This window comes from Pontibacter ramchanderi, from assembly GCF_002846395.1.
GTDB classification, from domain to species: Bacteria; Bacteroidota; Bacteroidia; order Cytophagales; family Hymenobacteraceae; genus Pontibacter; species Pontibacter ramchanderi.
In genome coordinates this window covers 1-18,553 of sequence record NZ_PJMU01000005.1, presented here as the reverse complement: position 1 = coordinate 18,553, position 18,553 = coordinate 1, and the positions used below count along the sequence as shown (strand labels likewise).

Genomic DNA, 18,553 nt, shown 5'->3' with positions numbered 1-18,553 from the left:
CGAAAGCGGGGAGCCTTCATTTATAAAGGCTCCCCGCTCAAGTTATGGCGCTATACCTGTTTTTTAAAACTCATGCAGTCGCTGGGCAATGTTCCAGCGCAAAGCTACCGAGGTAAACACGGTGTTTTTGCTCAGCGTGCTCACGTCTGCTTCCGTGCGGCGGATAATGCCTTTCAGGTCTACAAACAGGTTGTGCTTGAACTGGTAGGTAGCTGTAAGGTCGAGGTGCAGTTGGTTGGTGCGTATACCTTGGGCGATCTCATGGCCGTAGTTCTTAGGCCGCTTATTATAATCCAGGTTTACGTTATTGCCCCAGTTGATGGTGTCACCCTCAGCTGTGATCTCGTCCTGCCCGAAGCGGGTGGCAATGGCCTTGCCCACCAGGTGCAGGCGTGGCAGTGGCTGATAACGGGCTATACCTACAAACTCGTACAGGTTGGCGCCCATGGGGTGGGCCAGTGGCTGGCGATTGTGCTGATAGTTAGAGCTGCCGTCGCGGTGCTGATAAGTATACGGGCGGATGATGTTCACCTCACCCTGCAGGTCGAGGTTAGAAAGGCCGAAAGCGTCGATGTACTTGGCGCCAATCTGACCGGCGTGTTTATTTGCCCACCAGCCTTCGCCTGACTTAACTTCGTTCAGCACAAACTCGTCGAGCACCAGTTGGCCATAAAGCTGTGCCGTGTTGAAGAGATTCCAGCGGAAGTCGAGGCCCAGCATGGCATTGTCTTCACTGCCCAGGTTGTGCTCCACGCTGCGGTAGAAGATGATCGGGTTGAGGTATTGCAGCTCAAATTTACCTTTCTCGCGTCCGAAAATAACCTGCTCAAACAAGCCCAGGTTGAAGTTATCAGTAATGTTCACACCCAGCCGGTGGAAAGCCATGTATTTTTTGGGTAGAATTTTGTCTCCACCTCCACGCCGGCGGTAGTCGGCCGTGAGTTCCTGGAACAGGTTCATGTAGTGCAGTTTCCAGACGCGGGTGTTCAGCTTAAGGAAAAAAGCCGGTGGGGGATAGTCGGAGTAAACGAGCGAGCGGTAGCCGTCGCCTATAAAGTGGCGGTCGTGGCCCAGTTGTATCTCCACATGCTTGGATAGGGAGTAGTTCATGTAACCACGTGCCGTCAGAAAATCATAGCCATCACCTTTAAAATCTTTCCAAAGCCCCTCGTGTGGCACCACGCCGTCGCGCTTAATGCGGTCGACTACATAATCGGCAAACTTGGCCTGGTTCTCGCCGATGAAGGTATAGAAACCGAAGCGGTTGTCGATGCTACCCTCCAGCTGCACCCCGCGTGTGTTGACGTAGCGCATGCCATTACTTTCGCTGTCGTTGCCCAGTTCCAGGTGCAGCACCGGGTTCACGCGCAAAGTAAAGTCCTCTGACTCGTAATGGTAGAGGTCTGTTTTGTTACGGAAGAAGGTGTTGAAGATCGGGCGCTCGCTGCTGTTGTCGTTCGCCTGCGAGGTATAGTTCCAGTTGTCGTTGAGCAGGTACTGGATGTTGAACATGTCGGCCGTAGAGCGAGGCTCACCGATGGCGGACTCAGCCAGCGCGGCGACATCCCGACGACCGATCGGGCGCACGTTGGTATGCATCTCCGGCACTTTTGTTCCCAGTTTAATCTGGTAGCGGTCGATCAGGTGATAAGTGTCGCGGTCGTAGGGTACGTACACATCTTGGGCCTGCGCGGCAGGTATAGCCAGCAGACTAAGAGCCGCAGCGGCAAGTATATTTCTCATAAAGGAAGAATAGTCTAGAATAGAGGGAAGCGGTTTGTCAGGAATTTGATTAGAATTCACAATATTAACGAAAACACATGAAATTGCATGATGCCGCCCGCTGAAAGCAGGTATAGCTCAGCCTTATACAGGTATAGCACCTGACCGGTTTAACGTTTTTGAGGGCCAGAGATTGCCGTCCTGCCGAAAGACCGTATCTTTAGCCTACTAAATCAGCCATACCATGCAAAACGATAACCTGCATATTCTCACCGCAACGCCGTCGCTTGTCAATCATTTTGTAGCTGAGCTGCGCGACGTTTCGGTGCAGCACGACAGCCTGCGCTTCCGCCGCAACCTGGAGCGCCTGGGCGAGCTGCTGGCTTACGAGATATCCAAAACGCTGCCTTATGAAACCCGTGACATCGTAACGCCACTGGCAACCACACAAACCCAACTGCTGACGGCCCAGCCGGTGCTGGCGACCATTCTCCGGGCTGGATTGCCGCTTTACAATGGCATGCTCAACTATTTTGATAAGGCCTACAGCACCTTTGTGGGGGCTTACCGGGTGGAGGAGCAGAACACCGAGCTGCAGATCAACATGGAGTACCTGGCCTCGACGGACCTGCACGACAAAATTCTGATCCTGGCGGACCCGATGCTGGCTACCGGTCGCTCGCTTGTGAAGTCTTATAAAGGCATGCTGCGCCACGGCAAGCCGGTGCAGGTGCACTTTGCCGCTGCCATTGCCTCGCCGGAAGGGGTGGCCTATGTGCAGCAGGAGGTGCCGGAGGCGCACATCTGGCTGGGCGCCATGGACGAAAGCCTGAACGAGAACTTCTACATCGTGCCGGGGCTGGGCGATGCCGGCGACCTGGCTTTCGGTCCGAAGGTATAGTTTTCCCTTTGCTCATGATCAGGCCCTATACCTCAACTGACCAGGAGGCGCTTTTGCAAATCCTTCGCCTCAACACGCCACAATATTTTGCACCTGAAGAGGAAGCCAACCTGGTGCTATACCTGCAGGAGCGTCGCGAAGACTACTTTGTGGTGGAGCAGGAGGGGCAGGTAGTAGGAGCAGGGGGTATTAATTATTTCGACGGCTATACCTGGGCGCGACTATCCTGGGACTTGGTGCACCCTGCGTTTCAAGGTAAAGGCATCGGGCGGGAGCTGACTCTGTTTCGCATCAGCAAGCTAAAGGAAATGCCCACTATGCAGTGGCTGCAGGTGCGGACGAGCCAGCTGGTATACCCGTTTTACCAGAAGCTGGGATTTGAGCTGGAGCAGGTGGAGCCGGACTTTTGGGCAAAGGGGATCGACCTGTATCAAATGAAAATGAATCTGGGCGCTTAGGGCCTGTACTATTTAAACTCGCATGAGCGTTCAGAAGGGGATTGGAGGAACTTCTTAAATACATGTCGGTATACCTGATCAGCATGGTCAAGTTCATTGGCGGGCCGTTGGCAGGTATGTCGCTGGGCATGCCTTACCTCGAAACCGTATTGCTGACCGTTGCTGGCATGATGACCAGTGTGCTCGTGTTTTCTTTTATCGGGAGAGAGGCGGCCCGCTGGTATGCCCGTTACCGACGCAATTACAGCCGGCCTGTCTTTAGCCGCCGTAGCCGCCGGGTGGTGCGTATTTGGCGTAACTTTGGGGTTATAGGCGTCGCTTTCTTTACACCACTCTTCCTCACACCTGTGTTCGGTACCATCGTAGCCGCCGTTTTCGGGGTTCCCCGCCGGCAGATTATCCTGCACATGCTTTGGAGCGGCACACTGTGGGGTTTTATTCTGACAGGTATGGTATACCGATTTCAGGAAGTAGCCCTGGAGTACCTGTAAACAAAAACACCCTGCCTTTCCGGGCAGGGTGCCTTCGCTATCTTTTCTTTTTCTTGGTTTTTTGCCAGAATGAGGCTTTCGGGTCACGCTTACTTTCGGGCCGCTTCTTAGGTATAGCCTTTTTCTCGTGGAAAGCGCCTTTAAAATCCGGGTTCTCGCTGCGTTTCTGATGGTCGATGTCGCGGGCAATGGCCTGCTGCTCTTCAAAAGTGGTGTCGTGTATTTTCACTTCTGCCGGCATCGGCTCCTCCGGTATCTGCATCCTGATCAGTTTTTCGATCTTGCGGATATGGTACATCTCGGCTGGGTTGGCAAAAGTGATAGCAGCACCCACGTTTTCGGCACGACCGGTGCGGCCAATGCGGTGCACATAGTCCTCGTACACAAAAGGTACATCAAAATTGATTACATGGCTTACCATGCTCACGTCTATACCTCGTGAGGCCACATCGGTTGCTACCAGGAAGCGTACATCGCCACCTTTGAAAGCCTCCATGGAATTGATGCGAGTGTTCTGCCCTTTATTGCCGTGGATGGCACGTACCTCACCGTACTCGCGCCGGTCCAGGAACTTGGCCACGTTCTCAGCGTTCTTCTTGCTGCGCGTAAAGATGATTACCCGGTTAAACGTTTCCTTGTCCTGAATTAAATACTCCAGCATGGCAATTTTGGTGCGCAGGTTGGGTACCTGGTACAGCAACTGGCTTACAGTCTCCACCGGTGTGGCCTGCGGCGTTACCTCAATGCGGGTCGGGAACTCCAGAAACTCCTCCGACAGCTCCACCACCTTCGGGTGCATGGTAGCCGAGAAAAGCAGGTTCTGGCGCTTGCGCGGCAATACCTCCAACAGCTGCCGGATCTGCGGCATAAAGCCCATGTCCATCATCTTGTCGGCCTCGTCGAGCACCAGCGTCTTTACTTCTTTCAGAATCAACTCGCCTTTCAGGTACAGCTCCATCAGGCGCTTGGGCGTGGCTACCAGTATGTCAATGCCTTTGTTGATGGTCTCGATCTGTGTTTTGGGGCCTAGTCCGCCGTAGATTACGGTATGGCGCAGGTCGGTATACTTGGCAAGCAGTGTGATGTTCTCTTCGATCTGCATGGCCAGTTCGCGAGTAGGGGCCAGTATGATGGCACGCGGGTTGGTGCCCTGCGCATATTTTACCTTCATCAGGATCGGCAGCAAAAAGGCGGCTGTCTTGCCGGTTCCGGTTTGGGCGATGCCCATCACATCGTGCCCGCCCATGATGATAGGGATAGCCTTGAGCTGGATCGGAGTTGGCTTTTCGTAGCCGGCCTCCTCAATGGCGTTGAGCAGCTGTCGGTTCAGCTTAAAATCCTCGAATGTGCTTATCTCTTTCTCCGCTTCTTCTGCCATGGTTGTGGTGCTTGTGCTTGATATTAATGTACAAAGGTACGGGAAATTTGCGGGAGCGGGGTAACATAGGGGAAAGTGTGTATATTGTTATCTTAAAAGTAGAAGTTATTTTAAACACAATAAATCACCTTTATATGCGACTAATTAAGTTTCAAATTACTCTATCAATCCTGTTTGTATTTGTTTTGATTACGGTTGGCTGCGACGGAGTAAGTTCGGAGGATGCAATAAGAGCCAAAAATGTAAATATTAAAAGGTTAGATGAGAAGAATGGATTCCGAGATATTAAGTTAGGTTCTGTTTTAGGAGAAAATAAAAATTTTGTCTCCTTGAAAACTGATGAAGCGCTTGGTTTAATGACAGGTTATTTTGAACCCCCACATTCGCCATTAGATGGGGATAAAGTTGTGATGATATCTGGTATCTATTTAGATTACAAGCTCTCATCCGTTAGTGTTTATATACAGTCTAATGACTTAAAGAAATACATTCAAAATATGGATGATATCTATGGGGCACCTTCACAATTGGTTGATAAAAATAAGTTAATGTGGATTGGTGATAAAGTGACATTAGTTGTAAGTCGAGCAGATTTTCAAGCCGATGGTGAAAATTTAATTTGTTTAGATTATTCATCAATTGCTCTTAGTGATAAATTCGATAAAAGAAGACGGGCAAAGTTGCAAGAAGAAATTTAATCAGAATTAAAGTACTTTTTAAGAGGATAGAAGTGGTTTAACAAGCTGTATCATGATTGATCCCATGCAACCCTTTCCCTACCATCAGGGTCTTTCAAGTATAGACCATAACCCGATTTTCCCCATGCGTAAGAATATGTTCCTGTCAGGTATAGCCCTTGTGGCGATGAGTTTGTTTTCCGGTTGCCAGAAAGAGATGGTAGAGGATGGACCCAATACACCGAATACCCGTCCGTTGACGGTGCAGGAGCAGAAGACTGTAAACAGCTCCAACAATTTTGCTTTCCGCTCTTTTGCGGAGCTTAGCAAAGCCGAGGAGACAGAGAATATTTTTATCTCGCCGCTCAGCATCAGCATGGCCCTCACCATGGCCTACAATGGTGCCGATGGTGAAACGAAGCAGGCCATTGGGCAGACGCTTGGTTTTGAGGCTGCCTCTGATGAAGACATTAATAAATCCTACAAAGACCTGGTCGCCTTGCTGCAGGGTATAGACAAGAAGGTGATCTTCACATCGGCCAATTCCCTTTGGCACAGCAACTTGGTGCGACTGCAGGCTCCGTTCATCCAAATTAATAAAGACTATTTCAACGCCACTGTGCAGGGGCTTGACTTTGCTTCTCCAGCATCCATTGGGCAAATCAACAATTGGGTGAACAACAACACTAATGGCAAAATCGACAAGATACTGGATGAGATAGGCCGTGACGAAGTGCTGTTTCTGATCAATGCGATCTATTTTAAAGGCACCTGGACCTACCCTTTCGATAAAAATCTCACAAAGCCTGGTCTGTTTTATCTCGAGAACGGCAGCAGCGTTACGCACGATTTTATGTCCATGAAAAAAGGCGAATACCTGGTATACAGTGATAACGTCGTGAATATGGTAGACCTGCCTTACGGGAACGAACAGTATAGCATGACAATCGTAATGCCGAGCGGGGAGAACACCGTGCAAAGCATTATGCCGCAGCTGAATCCTGAAAACCTGGCAAAGTGGCTTGCAGCAGGCAATAAGCTTACCAAGGAGCTGCAGATGCCTAAATTTAAACTGGAGTATGAAGAGGAGCTAAATGCCATGCTGTCCAAACTGGGTATGGGTATAGCTTTTACGGGCAGTGCGAATTTCAGCCGCATGCTGGAGGGGCAAAGCAACCTGGCAATTTCTAAGGTGAAGCACAAAACCTTTGTGGAAGTAAACGAGGAGGGTACAGAGGCCGCAGCCGTTACCTCTGTCGGTGTAGAGCTTACGTCCATGCCAACAGCTTTCCGCATCGATCGTCCTTTCGTGTTTATGATCCGCGAGAAATCCTCAGGCGCCATCCTCTTCATCGGCAAACTGATGCAGCCTGAATAGGGGCAGGTATAGCTTTTGCTTTTTCAGGTATAGCAAACAGGCGCATTTGTGCGTAAAACTCCGCTAATGTGTGTTAACTTTGTTGAGCACATACCTTAGCAGCATGAAATCTATTCTGATAAAGAACGCACAGCTTGTAAATGAGGGCACCACCACCACTGCCGATGTATTGGTAAAAGACGGCCGCATTGCCCAGATCGGTCAAGGTATAGCCGCCGAAGCCGACGAGACCATTGATGCCACCGGCCTGCACCTGATCCCTGGCGCCATCGATGACCAGGTACACTTCCGCGAGCCGGGACTGACGCACAAGGCCAATATCGAAACAGAGGCGAGAGCAGCTGTGGCGGGCGGAACCACTTCTTTTATGGAGATGCCCAACACGGTGCCCAACGCCGTGACGCAGGAATTGCTGGAGGATAAGTACAAGATCGCAGCCGAAACCTCGCTGGCAAACTACTCTTTTTACATGGGCGCCACCAACGATAACCTGGCCGAGGTGCTGCTCACCAACCCCAACACGGTTTGCGGCATCAAGATTTTCATGGGCTCTTCCACGGGGAACATGCTCGTGGACAATGCCGAAACGCTGGAGCAGATCTTCTCCAAAGCCAAGCTGCCGATTGCCGTGCACTGCGAAGACGAGCAGACCATCCGCGACAACATGGCCATCTATGAAGAGAAGTACGGGGAGGATATTCCGATTAAGTGCCATCCCGAAATACGCAACGAAGCGGCTTGTTTTAAATCGTCGTACCTGGCTGTGAAGCTGGCCGAGAAGCACAACACCCGACTGCACATCCTGCACATTTCCACGGAAGAGGAGTTGAAGCTTTTCCGAAACGATATTCCGCTGGCTGAGAAGCGCATTACGGCTGAGGTATGCGTGCACCACCTGTGGTTTGACAAAGAAGACTATGGCACCCTGGGAGCCCAGATCAAGTGTAACCCGGCCATAAAAGAGCACCGCCACAAAGAGGGCTTGTTGCAGGGGCTGCTCGAAGACAAGCTTGACGTGATCGCCACCGACCATGCCCCGCATACCTGGGAAGAGAAGCAGGGCAAGTATAAGCAGGCGCCAAGCGGAGTGCCGCTGGTGCAGCACTCGGTGCAGATGATGCTGGAGTTTGTGAAGCAGGGTAAGCTGACGATAGAGAAAGTAGTAGAGAAAATGGCCCATGCGCCGGCTATCCTCTTCAATGTGCGTGAGCGCGGCTACATCCGCGAAGGCTACTGGGCTGACCTCGTGCTGGTGGACTTGAACAAACCGTATACCGTTACTAAAGACAATACTTATTATAAATGCAACTGGTCGCCTTTCGAGGGCCATACCTTCAGCAGCACCATCACCCATACCCTGGTGTCAGGCCACCTGGCCTTTGCCAAAGGAGAGTTTGATGAGAGCAAGAAAGGGGAGCGCCTGTTGTTTGACAGATAGGTATAAGGTATAACCGGAAAGGGCCAGGTATGGAAAGCATTATGTCGCTGCAATATGGTTGGGTAAGAGGATCGCGGGAGGTGCTCCTGCAGTATTGCGAAACCATAGCAGCAGCGGACTTTTGCCAGGAAAACAGCTCGTTCGGGAGAGGAAGCATCCGAAACCTGCTGGTGCACATTGCCAATACCTATGAGCTCTGGCTGGGCGAGCAGGCTTTGCGAAAAGAGATGATCTTTACGCCCTACGAAGCTGTTCAGAATGTCAAAGACGCCCGGCTCCTGTTTCAGGAGTTAGACAAACTGGTAGAGGAATTTGTAGTGAGTTTTGGCCGAAACTACCTCACCAACCTGGAGGTGACTATCAATGATAGAAATGCCAAAGCAAACCCGCTCAAACTGTTCACGCACGTCATTACACACGAGTATCACCACAAAGGCCAGATCCTATCGCTAAGCAGGCACCTGGGCTATGTTCCGATTGATACCGATATCATGCGTTAGGTGGCTAAGAAATGGAGAGTAGGAGAAGTTAACTGTTCGGCAGGTATAGACCAGAAGATATGGAGTTAGAGAAATTCAAAGAACTGCATGCCCGCTTTTTCGGCAAGGAGCTGTCGGAGGAGGTGCTGCAATCGGAGGAGTATGAAGCCTACGAAGAAGCCATACACGAAAACGAAGCCTGCTACAACTGGGCCATTACTGATAAGCTAAAAAGCCGAGGCTTTGACTACAAAAGCTACTGCTGCCTGATGATGGCGGATAAGGTATACGAGAGCCTGGATGAAGACGGCGAAATCAGGTATGACGATCCGGAAGTGGTGATTAACCGGTGGGACGAAGGGCTGTTTGGTATACCGGTGCACAATGGCAGCGCTACCATGGTCGTAATCAACTACTGCCCGTGGTGTGGCACAAAGCTGGGGAGGTAGGCGCTATACCTGAAGCGGGTGAAATTGTAAGTGTAAAACACACAGCGAGATACGATTTTTATCTAAAAAAATGCGTTCTGCGTATTGTAAATAAGAAAACGGCACGTATATTTGCATTCTCAAACGAGACACGGTGGTTGTAGCTCAGTTGGTTAGAGCACCAGATTGTGATTCTGGGGGTCGTGGGTTCGAGACCCATCTTCCACCCGAAGCCCTTGAAGCAAACCTTCAAGGGCTTTTTTCATTTATATTGCATTGCTAAATGGTTTAGCTGTTAGGTTGTTGGTAATAAACACATTCGTGTAACAACACTTTAACGCTTAAACAATTTAGCAATCAACAATTAAGTTAACAATCAACAATTAAAAAGATATGAGCTTAGTAGTAGTAGGTTCAATGGCGTTTGACGCACTCGAGACGCCCTTCGGAAAAACAGATAAGATCGTAGGCGGTGCCGCCACTTATATTTCGCTGTCGGCTTCTTACTTCGTGAAGCCCGTGAATGTGGTATCGGTAGTGGGTGGCGATTTCGATCAGGACCACATCAACCTGATGCACCAGCGCAACATCAGCACCGAGGGCGTGCAGGTAAAGGAGAACGAGAAGTCTTTCTTCTGGTCTGGCCGCTACTTCAACGACATGAACAGCCGCGAGACGCTTGTAACCGAGCTGAACGTGCTGGGCGATTTCGATCCGATCATCCCGGAAAGCTACCAGAACTGTGAGTACCTGATGCTGGGTAACCTGGCGCCACAGGTGCAGCGCACGGTGCTCGAGCGCCTGAACAACCGCCCGAAGCTGATCGTGATGGACACGATGAACTTCTGGATGGACATTGCCATGGACGAACTGCAGAAAACGATTGGGATGGTAGACGTGCTGTCGATCAACGACGAAGAGGCGCGTCAACTGAGCGGCGAGTACTCGCTGGTGAAAGCTGCCCGCAAGATCATGGCGATGGGTCCGAAATTCCTGATCATCAAGAAAGGCGAGCACGGCGCCCTGTTGTTCCACGAGGACAAGGTATTCTTTGCTCCGGCCCTTCCACTGGAAGAAGTATTTGACCCAACCGGAGCCGGCGATACTTTCGCAGGCGGCTTTATCGGCTACATCGCCAAAACCGGCGATATCAGCTTTGATGGTATGAAACGTGCCATTATTCACGGTTCGGCTATGGCTTCTTTCTGCGTAGAGAAGTTTGGTACTGAAAGATTGAAGAACCTGGGCCAGCAGGAGATAGACCAGCGTGTGCAGCAGTTCGTAAACCTGGTGGCTTTCGATACGGTATTATCTTAGGTATAAGCAACTTATAAATAGTAGAAAAGGGCAGCGAAAGCTGCCCTTTTTTGTTTTGGAGCAGGTATAGCTGGTCGCTTGATTTGCACCGAAATGTAACAAAGTGGGGGTTCATGGGGTACAAGGAAGGTATACGATTACCTAAACACTGACTGAAATGAGCTTAAAAAACGAAAATAAAAAGACGCTGGACGAGTTGAAGAAAAACAACCCGAAAGGAGAGGACACAAACAAGCCGATGGGTAACATCGACAAGAGCCCGAACCGAAACGCATTGAACGAAAGCGATACAAAAGTGCAGAACCCAAACCGTAACCTGGCGAAGGGTGGAAACAACACACCGTACGACAAGAAGTAATTATAACGCGACTAAACCTGACCTGGCGGCAGGCAGCGAAAGCACCCCTTACAACAAGTAAGTGCGCCAGGAATACAAAATAAGACTATGGAAAAGGAGAGGAAGGCCCACGGGCTTTCCTTTTTTTATGTGCTTTTTCGGACAGGTATAGCGATTGGCTCGGGTTTGCTTTCTATTTTAGCTCCCGCTACCCAATCATACCTATGCTCCAACACCACGACATTTGCATCCTGGGCGCCGGACCCGGCGGCGCCACCGCAGCCCTGCACCTGGCTAACCAGGGTATACCCTGTGTGCTCATCGACAAGGCTGTTTTCCCGCGCGACAAAGTGTGCGGTGATGCCCTGAGCGGCAAGGTGGTAAACGAGCTGAAGCGCATTTCGCCGAATTTGCCTGCTTTGTTAGGAGAGCAACAGGAGCAACTGCCTTCATGGGGGATCCATTTTATCTCGCCGGCCGGCCACAAACTGAGCGTGCCCTTCAGGTATGAGTATGATCCTGAGCGGGATGTACCTTCCGGTTATATTTCCAAGCGCATTGATTTTGATAACTTTCTGATTGAGGAAGTGAAAAAGCGCCCGGAAATTTCCTTGCTCGAAGGTATAGACATTGCCACTGTTGAAAGGACGGCGCAGGGTTTTTCGCTTTCAGACAAAAGTGGCGAACAGCTTTTCAACACCCGCTTGCTGATTGCGGCCAATGGAGCGCATTCGGCTTTTGCGCGGCACCACGCAGGTATAAAACAGGAGCCCGAGCACTACTGTGCCGGCCTCAGGGCCTATTACAGAAATGTGGCAGGACTGGATCAGGATAATTTCATCGAGCTGCACTTTCTCAAAGATTTTCTGCCGGGCTATTTCTGGATCTTCCCCTTGCCCGATGGCTATGCCAATGTAGGGGTAGGGATGCTGAGCGAGACGGTGAGCCAGAAAAAGGTGAACCTTAAAAAGGAGATGCTTCGCATCATTGAAACACACCCGGAATTCAAAGAGCGCTTTGCCAATGCCGAGCTGGTGGGCGACATCAAAGGGTATGGCCTTCCGCTCGGCTCGAAGAAGCGGGTGATTTCAGGCGATAACTACATGCTGGTGGGCGATGCGGCTTCCCTCATCGATCCTTTTACCGGCGAGGGCATCAGCAATGCCATGATCAGCGGCCGTTGGGCAGCTGCGCAAGCCGGGCTGTGCCTGCAGCAGCAGAACTTTTCCGCCGACTTCATGCAAGGCTACGACAAAGCCGTGTACAACCGGCTCTGGAAGGAGCTAAAGCTTAGCCGCCGCATGCAGCGCCTGTTAGACTACCCCTGGCTTTTCAACCAGGTAGCCAGCAAAGCTTCCAAAAACAAAGCCCTCGCCGAGACTATTTCCTGCATGTTCACCGACCTCGACTTGCGCGAGCGCCTCAAGCAGCCATCGTTTTATCTCAAGCTGCTGTTCAACTAAAAGTCCTGCTTCAGCCACAACCTGAAATTTTGCTTCTCGGCGTCTGTGGCGTCCGGTTTTTTAGAAATGCTATACCTGGTGTAGTATGTCTGCTGCCTTGGTCGCAATTCAACGCGCCGCAACTGCTTATTCCTGAAAAGAGTGAGCGCTATACCTTGGGCTAGGTCCATGTCGGCAAGGAGAGCCTGCAGGTTCTGCTCGATCTTGCGTCCGTTAAGGGCAATCAATTCGTCATCCGTGCTGAGGGCTTCGCTCGCAGGAGAGTTGGGCGCAATGGCCGTCACTTTGGTTGATTGCGCATCAGCAATCACCTTAAACCCAAAAACACTTTCATACAGCAACGCGCTTTTCTCAGAGTTCAGGGTGCAGCCGACAAAGCCAAGCGCTTCATCCAATGCGCCCCCAATAGGAGCTGTACCTTCTATGTAGCGCTCAAAATAAGTCTCAAATGTCTCGCCTCCGGCCCGCAGCACCAGTTGTTTGTAATCTACTTCGGTATACCCAATCCCGCGTTTTCCAAATTCCTTCCAAAGATGCTGCATCACCGTGTCCAGGTTTTGGTGGTTGCCTGTGGCACGGCGCAGTTGCAGGTCTAATAGCAAGGCAGTTAAAGCGCCTTTGATGTAAATGGACACTTTGCGGTCCGGTATGCCGGGCTTGTAGCCATCGAGCCAGAGGTCGAAAGAAGAGTCGGCCACAGACATGTTGTTTCTGCTGTGATTGGTGAAGTAGCGCTGCAGTGTGGTGTTGAGTTCTTCGAAATACTGCGCTGCTGTAAACACACCGGAGCGGGCCAGCATGTAGTCGCCGTAATAGGTGGTGATGCCCTCTGCCACATAGCCCGTCCGGAAGTAGTTCTCGCCCGTGAAATCATATGGTAGCATCTCTTTAGGGCGTATCTGTTTCACGTTCCAGGCATGGAAGAGCTCGTGCGAACTCACGCCCAGGAATTCCTTGTACAGTGGCGGGGTCATCAACAACTCGCCCGGACCCAGCGTGATCACGGTGGAGTTAACATGCTCTACGCCATGGTAAGTGCGGTAGGGGAGGATCTGGTTGAGGTAGTGATAATCTGCCACCGGGAAATCGCCGAACACCTCCAATTGCTCCTTTGTGAAGGCCTCAAAGTCTTTTTTAATCTGCTCCCAGCCCGGCCGGCAGTCGCCCTGTATCCAGATGTGGAAAGGAATGCCGGCCACGGTGTAGGTTTCTTTTTTGAGTGAGTTGCTGGCAATAAGCGGACTGTCCACCAGCTGGTCGTAGTCCTTTGCCAGTAGGGAATGGGGTTCTGTTTCCGGCAAGCCGCAGGCAATTTGCCAGTCGGCAGGTATAGCCAGTTGCAGCTGCTGCGATTCGTGCTCGCGTCCTTCTACGGCCATCAGGCAATTGATACCGTTCAGGTATAGCTGCTCCTCATCTAGCCAGGAGCCGCCGCCGTCCATCTGCCGGGCGTAGAAGCTATACCTTACCTCTATGTTCTCTGCACTGCCTGCCTCTACCAGCCAGCGGTCTTTGGTGACTTTGCGCACAGGTATAGCCGTGCCGTTGGACGTGGCCGTAACACCGCCCAACTTCTGAGCGAAATGCTGGAGTTCGTAGCGGCCTGGTCGCCAGGCGGGCAGCTGCAGGTATAGCGTTTGCTGTTCGTTGTCAGGTATGGTAAGGGTAATATCCAGAGCGTGCGTGAGCGGATTGGCATATGAGAGGTGGTGTCGGATCATGGCGTTTGCAGGTATAGCGTCGGTTGTAAAATTAAGATAATCTGTATTTAACTCCGGCACAAAGGCCTTTGTTGCCGCTCGAGCCAAGGTATAGCAGCGCAACAAATTAGCCTGAAACGGTGCGCTGTGCCTTTTTTCTGTAATTTTAGAAATAATATGGGAGGTGGCATTGCTATTTTAGAAAAGCTTCCCTAATTTTGCAGGCCATAATAAAACCATTGGCAGACGATGAAAAGAACATTCCAGCCTTCGCAGAGAAAAAGAAGAAATAAGCACGGTTTCAGATCTAGAATGGAGACCGCTAACGGTAGAAGAGTGCTAGCTAGCAGAAGAGCTAAAGGCAGAAAGAAACTGACTGTTTCTGACGAAAGAAGACACAAAGCTTAGTAATCTGGTTGTGCTTTGCTCAGCCCGGAGCCGTCATGCGTATGGATCCAGCTAAAGACCAAGCAGCAGAGCAGCCGATTTCCTATACATATTCGAAAGAAGAACGCTTGTGCAGTAAGCGCCTCATCTCGCTGCTGTTTAGCAAGGGTTCTTCTTTTAATTTGTATCCGCTCCGGTTTGTATACCACTCGCCCGAAGCACCTCTTTCCGAAAGCACAAAGCTGGTCATCTCCGTATCGAAGCGTCATTTTAAGCGCGCCGTCGACCGGAATCGCCTGAAGCGCCAGATACGTGAGGCTTACCGCCTCAACAAGCACCTACTTACCCAACATCAGGGGAAGGCTCCCGGCCTTCTTGCCATTATTTATATCGGCAAGGAAAAAAAATCCTTTGATACAATCCAAAAAAAACTAATTTCCGGTTTGGAACGTTGTTTGACTAGATAGTCTTACCCCGCCCTAAACCTGGAATTCTATGTATAAGAAATGGATAGCTGGCATCCTCGCCGGCAGCTTAGCGCTGACCCTCTTCTCTTTTAAGACGGAGTCCGAGCGTTATTTCGAAATTGCCAAGAACCTCGACGTTTTTGCCACGCTTTTCAAAGAAGTAAACACCTATTATGTAGACGAAGTGCCGCCCTCCAAACTGGTGCGCACAGGTATAGACGCGATGCTCAAGTCGCTCGACCCCTATACTAACTACATCCCCGAAGACGATATTGAAGATTTTCGCACCATGACGACCGGCCAGTACGGTGGTATTGGTGCACTCATTGGCAGCCGCGACAACAAGATTGTGGTGCAAATGCCCTATGAAAATTCTCCTGCCCATAAGGCGGGCCTGGTCATTGGCGACGAAATTCTGAAGATCGATGGGGTAAACGTTTCCAGCAAGACCACTTCAGAAGTTAGCAAACTGCTCAAGGGACAAGCCAACTCTGTTGTAAAACTCGAAGTGAAAAGCTACGGCCAAACGAAGCCCAGAACAGTAGAGCTTACCCGCGCCAACATCATGGTAGACAATGTGCCTTACTATGGTATGATCGATAACGAGGTTGGTTATTTCCAGTTATCAGGTTTTACAGTGGATGCTTCCAAGGAGGTGCGAACCGCCGTTCAGAAACTGAAAGAACAGGGAGCTAAAAAGATCATTTTCGATTTGCGCGACAATCCGGGTGGCTTGCTGCACGAAGCGGTGAACATCTCCAACCTGTTTGTGGACAAAGGCCGGGATATCGTTAGCACCAAAGGTAAGGTAAAGGAGTGGAACAAAACCTACAAAGCATTAGACGAGCCACTGGACAAGACCATTCCGATGGTGATTCTGACCAGCTCACGCAGTGCTTCGGCTTCAGAGATTGTGGCTGGTGTGATGCAAGACTATGACCGTGCCGTGCTGGTAGGGGAGCGTACTTTCGGAAAAGGCCTGGTGCAGGCAACGCGTCCGCTCTCGTATAATTCGCAACTGAAGGTAACAACAGCTAAATATTACATCCCGAGCGGCCGCAGCATCCAGGCCATCGATTACAAACACCGCAACGAAGATGGCAGCGCCGGTAAAATTCCGGACTCACTTAAAGTGGCCCATAAAACTGCCGGTGGACGTATTGTATACGATGGCGGTGGCGTGAGTCCGGATGTGGAGGTAACCCGCAAAACTTATTCTGAAATTGCCAGGACAATCGCCTCAAAAGGTTACTTCTTTGAGTACGCCAACAAGTACAGAGCCGAGAACCCCAGCATACCTTCAGCCAAACAGTTTAAGTTAACCGATGCCGACTACCAGAAGTTTGTCGCTTTCCTGGATAACAAAGACGTAAATTATACGACTAAGGTAGAGCGTGAACTGGAAGAGCTGACAGAGCAGGCAAAAAGTGGAAAACACCTTGAGGACATCAAATTGGAGCTGGATGCCATCAAGAAGAAAGTGTCGCATAACAAGTCAAACGACCTGATGCGCTTCCGCACCGAGATCCAGGAAATGCTGGAGGCTGAGATCGCTTCCCGTTACTATCTGCAGAAAGGCTACATTGAATCTTCGTTTGACGACGACCCGGATATCCTGATGGCAAAGCGTGTTCTCGACAATCAGCAAGAGTATGCTTCTTATCTTAAGGTAAAGTAAATACTCAGGTTATATACAAAAGGGTGATGTCGGTCTGGCGTCACCCTTTTTGTTTCTTGCACTTTCAAGCGTACTTTTGTCTTATCATTCATTATTAGTACTAAGCATGCCACTACTGCTCGCACTCGAAACCTCATCTACCGTATGTTCTGTTGCCTTATATAAAGGAGCGGACTTGCTGGGGGCATCTGAGCTGCAGATCGAAAAGTCCCACTCGTCCCATATCACGGTGATGATTTCCCAGCTTGTCGAAAACTGTGGCTATAACTTGCATGACCTAAGTGCAGTAGCAGTTTCAGGAGGACCGGGCTCATATACCGGTTTGCGCATTGGTAGCTCCACAGCCAAAGGACTTTGCTATGCGCTGGATATTCCACTGTTGGAGGTGTCTACTTTATACGGGTTGGCTAAGCAGGCAATAGACAGTATACCGAATGCACAGGACTACCTGTTCTGCCCCATGATCGATGCCCGCCGAATGGAGGTGTATACCTGCTTGCTCAACTCCAATCTGGAAGAGGTACTGCCGGTAGCGCCAATCGTGCTGGACGAACAAAGCCTGCAAGCGCAACTAGCCAGTCAGTCCATCATCTTTTTTGGGAATGGGTCTGCGAAGTTCAAAAAGCTACAAGAGGGAAATCCGTACGCTTTGTTTCTGGACAGCATACAACCATCTGCCAAACCAATTGGCCAATTGGCAGTAGCAAAGTACGAGCAACAAGCCTTTGAAGACGTGGCATATTATGAACCCTTCTATTTAAAGGATGTTTATATAACAAGCCCTAGTAAGAATAACATAAAATAAGCCATAGCAATGTCGGATATAATAAACAAAGTTGCACAGAGTGCACTCGTAACGCTAAACCTGGAGGAACTGCTCCATCCAGGTGAGCGCGTTGTGTATGATATAAAAGAGAACTTGTTCCAGGGATTGATCCTGCGCGAGAAAGATTTCAGGGCCTTTGTTAAAGAGCACGATTGGTCGATGTATGCAGGAAAGAACGTGGCCATTACTTGTTCAGTAGATGCTATTGTGCCAACCTGGGCCTACATGCTGCTCGCAACAAAGCTACAGGCTCATGCGAACTACTATGTGTTTGGAGACTTAGATGCATTAGAACAAGCGCTGATGCAGGAGGCCATAGCCAAAATAGATCCAGAAGAATACCGTGACGGTAAAGTTGTCATCAAAGGATGTGGCAGCATACCTGTGCCAACGTATGCTTATGTAGAAATCATGAGAAAGCTACTTCCGGTAGTAAGTAGCCTGATGTATGGTGAGCCATGTAGTACGGTCCCATTATACAAAAGACCAAAAGCAGAATAGGCTGGCATAAATATAAAACAAGGCCCTTTCGAAAGAGAGGGCCTTTTGTATTATAATGGTTATAGGAGTTTAATAAGCTATCAGCAGAAGAAATGGGCATAGGGCAGAAAAGAAATTTTTAAAAAGTGAAAACACTTGGAACTAAGAGAGGCAAATTGGCTGTTACACTCTAGCGCACGGGAAACTGGAGCGTGTATCATAGGGAATCTCCACAGATTGTACAGACAATCTCCTTATGAAAGTTGCCAATTAAACAGCCTGAATCTTTAGAGTATCAAAAGCTCTGAAAACAAACAGCCTCTTAGCAATGCAGGCAGTAAAGGCTTGTATCGCTAAGAGGCGACAAAACCCGCAAGAAATTTAAAAACTATTCGGCGTGCCGGTCAGGCAGTTAGGCGGAACCCGGGGGCGGGGAAGCTGAAAGTTGTCGGTTACCCCTTGCGGAGAAGAAAACTTTTGCGACCTTTGCACTCCCAACCCGGACATACGGTTCGGGGGAGAGGGACAAGGCTAGCCGGCAGGGCGGC

General features: G+C 50.2%; 19 protein-coding genes and 1 tRNA gene. 17 read left to right on the top strand and 3 right to left on the bottom strand.

Features of this window, described 5'->3' with window-relative positions; genetic code table 11:
* Positions 1 to 63: 63 nt before the first annotated feature.
* Positions 64 to 1,743 (bottom strand): hypothetical protein, encoded by a 1,680-nt coding sequence (locus BD749_RS18085; protein WP_101447137.1) that lies wholly within the window; start codon positions 1,741 to 1,743, stop codon positions 64 to 66.
* 223 nt (positions 1,744 to 1,966) lie between these two features.
* Here BD749_RS18085 and upp point away from each other — a divergent pair, with 223 nt between their 5' ends.
* Genes upp through BD749_RS18070 form a run of 3 tightly spaced genes read left to right on the top strand, consistent with a single transcriptional unit; the run spans position 1,967 to position 3,572 of the window.
* Entirely contained in the window at positions 1,967 to 2,623 is a 657-nt protein-coding gene (upp, locus tag BD749_RS18080; protein ID WP_101447135.1) for a uracil phosphoribosyltransferase, read from the top strand.
* Positions 2,624 to 2,637: 14 nt separating this feature from the next.
* Positions 2,638 to 3,081 (top strand): GNAT family N-acetyltransferase, encoded by a 444-nt coding sequence (locus tag BD749_RS18075; RefSeq protein ID WP_101447133.1) that lies wholly within the window; start codon positions 2,638 to 2,640, stop codon positions 3,079 to 3,081.
* A gap of 41 nt (positions 3,082 to 3,122) precedes the next feature.
* Complete coding sequence (locus BD749_RS18070; RefSeq protein WP_101447131.1) at positions 3,123 to 3,572, top strand: small multi-drug export protein; 450 nt, start codon at positions 3,123 to 3,125, stop codon at positions 3,570 to 3,572.
* A gap of 37 nt (positions 3,573 to 3,609) precedes the next feature.
* On the opposite strand, the gene BD749_RS18065 is transcribed toward BD749_RS18070, so the two are convergent.
* Complete coding sequence (locus BD749_RS18065; protein WP_101447129.1) at positions 3,610 to 4,950, bottom strand: DEAD/DEAH box helicase; 1,341 nt, start codon at positions 4,948 to 4,950, stop codon at positions 3,610 to 3,612.
* Between the two features lie 134 nt (positions 4,951 to 5,084).
* Between BD749_RS18065 and BD749_RS18060 the strand changes: the two genes are divergently transcribed.
* From BD749_RS18060 to BD749_RS18020, 9 genes are all read left to right on the top strand, one after another.
* Entirely contained in the window at positions 5,085 to 5,648 is a 564-nt protein-coding gene (locus BD749_RS18060) for a hypothetical protein (protein ID WP_143741281.1), read from the top strand.
* Positions 5,649 to 5,772: 124 nt separating this feature from the next.
* Positions 5,773 to 7,005: a serpin family protein gene (locus tag BD749_RS18055; protein ID WP_180336458.1), complete on the top strand. Its 1,233-nt coding sequence runs from the start codon at positions 5,773 to 5,775 to the stop codon at positions 7,003 to 7,005.
* A 103-nt stretch (positions 7,006 to 7,108) separates the two neighbouring features.
* Positions 7,109 to 8,443, top strand: a complete 1,335-nt coding sequence (locus tag BD749_RS18050; RefSeq protein WP_101447123.1) for a dihydroorotase — start codon at positions 7,109 to 7,111, stop codon at positions 8,441 to 8,443.
* Between the two features lie 29 nt (positions 8,444 to 8,472).
* Positions 8,473 to 8,943 (top strand): DinB family protein, encoded by a 471-nt coding sequence (locus BD749_RS18045; protein ID WP_218972562.1) that lies wholly within the window; start codon positions 8,473 to 8,475, stop codon positions 8,941 to 8,943.
* Between the two features lie 59 nt (positions 8,944 to 9,002).
* On the top strand, positions 9,003 to 9,371 hold the full coding sequence (locus BD749_RS18040) for a DUF6980 family protein (protein ID WP_101447121.1): 369 nt from the start codon (positions 9,003 to 9,005) through the stop codon (positions 9,369 to 9,371).
* A gap of 132 nt (positions 9,372 to 9,503) precedes the next feature.
* Positions 9,504 to 9,579 (top strand) — tRNA-His (locus tag BD749_RS18035).
* Between the two features lie 164 nt (positions 9,580 to 9,743).
* Positions 9,744 to 10,667 (top strand): PfkB family carbohydrate kinase, encoded by a 924-nt coding sequence (locus BD749_RS18030; RefSeq protein WP_101447119.1) that lies wholly within the window; start codon positions 9,744 to 9,746, stop codon positions 10,665 to 10,667.
* Between the two features lie 157 nt (positions 10,668 to 10,824).
* On the top strand, positions 10,825 to 11,025 hold the full coding sequence (locus tag BD749_RS18025; RefSeq protein WP_101447117.1) for a hypothetical protein: 201 nt from the start codon (positions 10,825 to 10,827) through the stop codon (positions 11,023 to 11,025).
* A 203-nt stretch (positions 11,026 to 11,228) separates the two neighbouring features.
* Positions 11,229 to 12,467 carry an NAD(P)/FAD-dependent oxidoreductase gene (locus tag BD749_RS18020; RefSeq protein ID WP_101447115.1) on the top strand — a complete coding sequence of 413 codons (1,239 nt, stop codon included), beginning with the start codon at positions 11,229 to 11,231 and terminating at the stop codon, positions 12,465 to 12,467.
* Here BD749_RS18020 and BD749_RS18015 read toward each other — a convergent pair.
* Positions 12,464 to 14,275 carry a M61 family metallopeptidase gene (locus BD749_RS18015; RefSeq protein ID WP_245869427.1) on the bottom strand — a complete coding sequence of 604 codons (1,812 nt, stop codon included), beginning with the start codon at positions 14,273 to 14,275 and terminating at the stop codon, positions 12,464 to 12,466. The two genes, BD749_RS18020 and BD749_RS18015, sit on opposite strands and share 4 nt — an antisense overlap.
* A gap of 141 nt (positions 14,276 to 14,416) precedes the next feature.
* On the opposite strand from BD749_RS18015, the gene rpmH reads away from it, so the two are divergent.
* From rpmH to BD749_RS17990, 5 genes are all read left to right on the top strand, one after another.
* Positions 14,417 to 14,575: a 50S ribosomal protein L34 gene (gene rpmH / locus BD749_RS18010; protein WP_007659000.1), complete on the top strand. Its 159-nt coding sequence runs from the start codon at positions 14,417 to 14,419 to the stop codon at positions 14,573 to 14,575.
* 41 nt (positions 14,576 to 14,616) lie between these two features.
* Entirely contained in the window at positions 14,617 to 15,021 is a 405-nt protein-coding gene (gene rnpA, locus BD749_RS18005; RefSeq protein WP_180336457.1) for a ribonuclease P protein component, read from the top strand.
* A gap of 28 nt (positions 15,022 to 15,049) precedes the next feature.
* On the top strand, positions 15,050 to 16,699 hold the full coding sequence (locus tag BD749_RS18000; protein WP_101447111.1) for a S41 family peptidase: 1,650 nt from the start codon (positions 15,050 to 15,052) through the stop codon (positions 16,697 to 16,699).
* Between the two features lie 106 nt (positions 16,700 to 16,805).
* The gene (gene tsaB / locus BD749_RS17995) at positions 16,806 to 17,504 is read left to right on the top strand and encodes a tRNA (adenosine(37)-N6)-threonylcarbamoyltransferase complex dimerization subunit type 1 TsaB (RefSeq protein WP_101447109.1); all 699 of its coding nucleotides are present in this window, start codon (positions 16,806 to 16,808) and stop codon (positions 17,502 to 17,504) included.
* Positions 17,505 to 17,513: 9 nt separating this feature from the next.
* A complete protein-coding gene (locus BD749_RS17990) occupies positions 17,514 to 18,026 on the top strand; it encodes a DUF2480 family protein (protein ID WP_101447107.1) in 513 nt (170 codons plus the stop codon).
* The last annotated feature ends 527 nt before the right edge of the window (positions 18,027 to 18,553 follow it).

What these genes read in the sequence shown, in the direction of transcription:
- BD749_RS18030 (WP_101447119.1), top strand. Translation starts at nt 9,744, where the DNA reads ATGAGCTTAGTAGTAGTAGGTTCAATGGCGTTTGACGCACTCGAGACG.
- rnpA (WP_180336457.1), top strand. Translation starts at nt 14,617, where the DNA reads ATGGATCCAGCTAAAGACCAAGCAGCAGAGCAGCCGATTTCCTATACA.
- tsaB (WP_101447109.1), top strand. Translation starts at nt 16,806, where the DNA reads ATGCCACTACTGCTCGCACTCGAAACCTCATCTACCGTATGTTCTGTT.
- BD749_RS18045 (WP_218972562.1), top strand. Translation starts at nt 8,473, where the DNA reads ATGGAAAGCATTATGTCGCTGCAATATGGTTGGGTAAGAGGATCGCGG.
- BD749_RS18000 (WP_101447111.1), top strand. Translation starts at nt 15,050, where the DNA reads ATGTATAAGAAATGGATAGCTGGCATCCTCGCCGGCAGCTTAGCGCTG.
- BD749_RS18050 (WP_101447123.1), top strand. Translation starts at nt 7,109, where the DNA reads ATGAAATCTATTCTGATAAAGAACGCACAGCTTGTAAATGAGGGCACC.
- BD749_RS17990 (WP_101447107.1), top strand. Translation starts at nt 17,514, where the DNA reads ATGTCGGATATAATAAACAAAGTTGCACAGAGTGCACTCGTAACGCTA.
- BD749_RS18025 (WP_101447117.1), top strand. Translation starts at nt 10,825, where the DNA reads ATGAGCTTAAAAAACGAAAATAAAAAGACGCTGGACGAGTTGAAGAAA.
- BD749_RS18040 (WP_101447121.1), top strand. Translation starts at nt 9,003, where the DNA reads ATGGAGTTAGAGAAATTCAAAGAACTGCATGCCCGCTTTTTCGGCAAG.
- BD749_RS18085 (WP_101447137.1), bottom strand. Translation starts at nt 1,743, where the DNA reads ATGAGAAATATACTTGCCGCTGCGGCTCTTAGTCTGCTGGCTATACCT.
- upp (WP_101447135.1), top strand. Translation starts at nt 1,967, where the DNA reads ATGCAAAACGATAACCTGCATATTCTCACCGCAACGCCGTCGCTTGTC.
- rpmH (WP_007659000.1), top strand. Translation starts at nt 14,417, where the DNA reads ATGAAAAGAACATTCCAGCCTTCGCAGAGAAAAAGAAGAAATAAGCAC.
- BD749_RS18065 (WP_101447129.1), bottom strand. Translation starts at nt 4,950, where the DNA reads ATGGCAGAAGAAGCGGAGAAAGAGATAAGCACATTCGAGGATTTTAAG.
- BD749_RS18060 (WP_143741281.1), top strand. Translation starts at nt 5,085, where the DNA reads ATGCGACTAATTAAGTTTCAAATTACTCTATCAATCCTGTTTGTATTT.
- BD749_RS18055 (WP_180336458.1), top strand. Translation starts at nt 5,773, where the DNA reads ATGCGTAAGAATATGTTCCTGTCAGGTATAGCCCTTGTGGCGATGAGT.
- BD749_RS18020 (WP_101447115.1), top strand. Translation starts at nt 11,229, where the DNA reads ATGCTCCAACACCACGACATTTGCATCCTGGGCGCCGGACCCGGCGGC.
- BD749_RS18075 (WP_101447133.1), top strand. Translation starts at nt 2,638, where the DNA reads ATGATCAGGCCCTATACCTCAACTGACCAGGAGGCGCTTTTGCAAATC.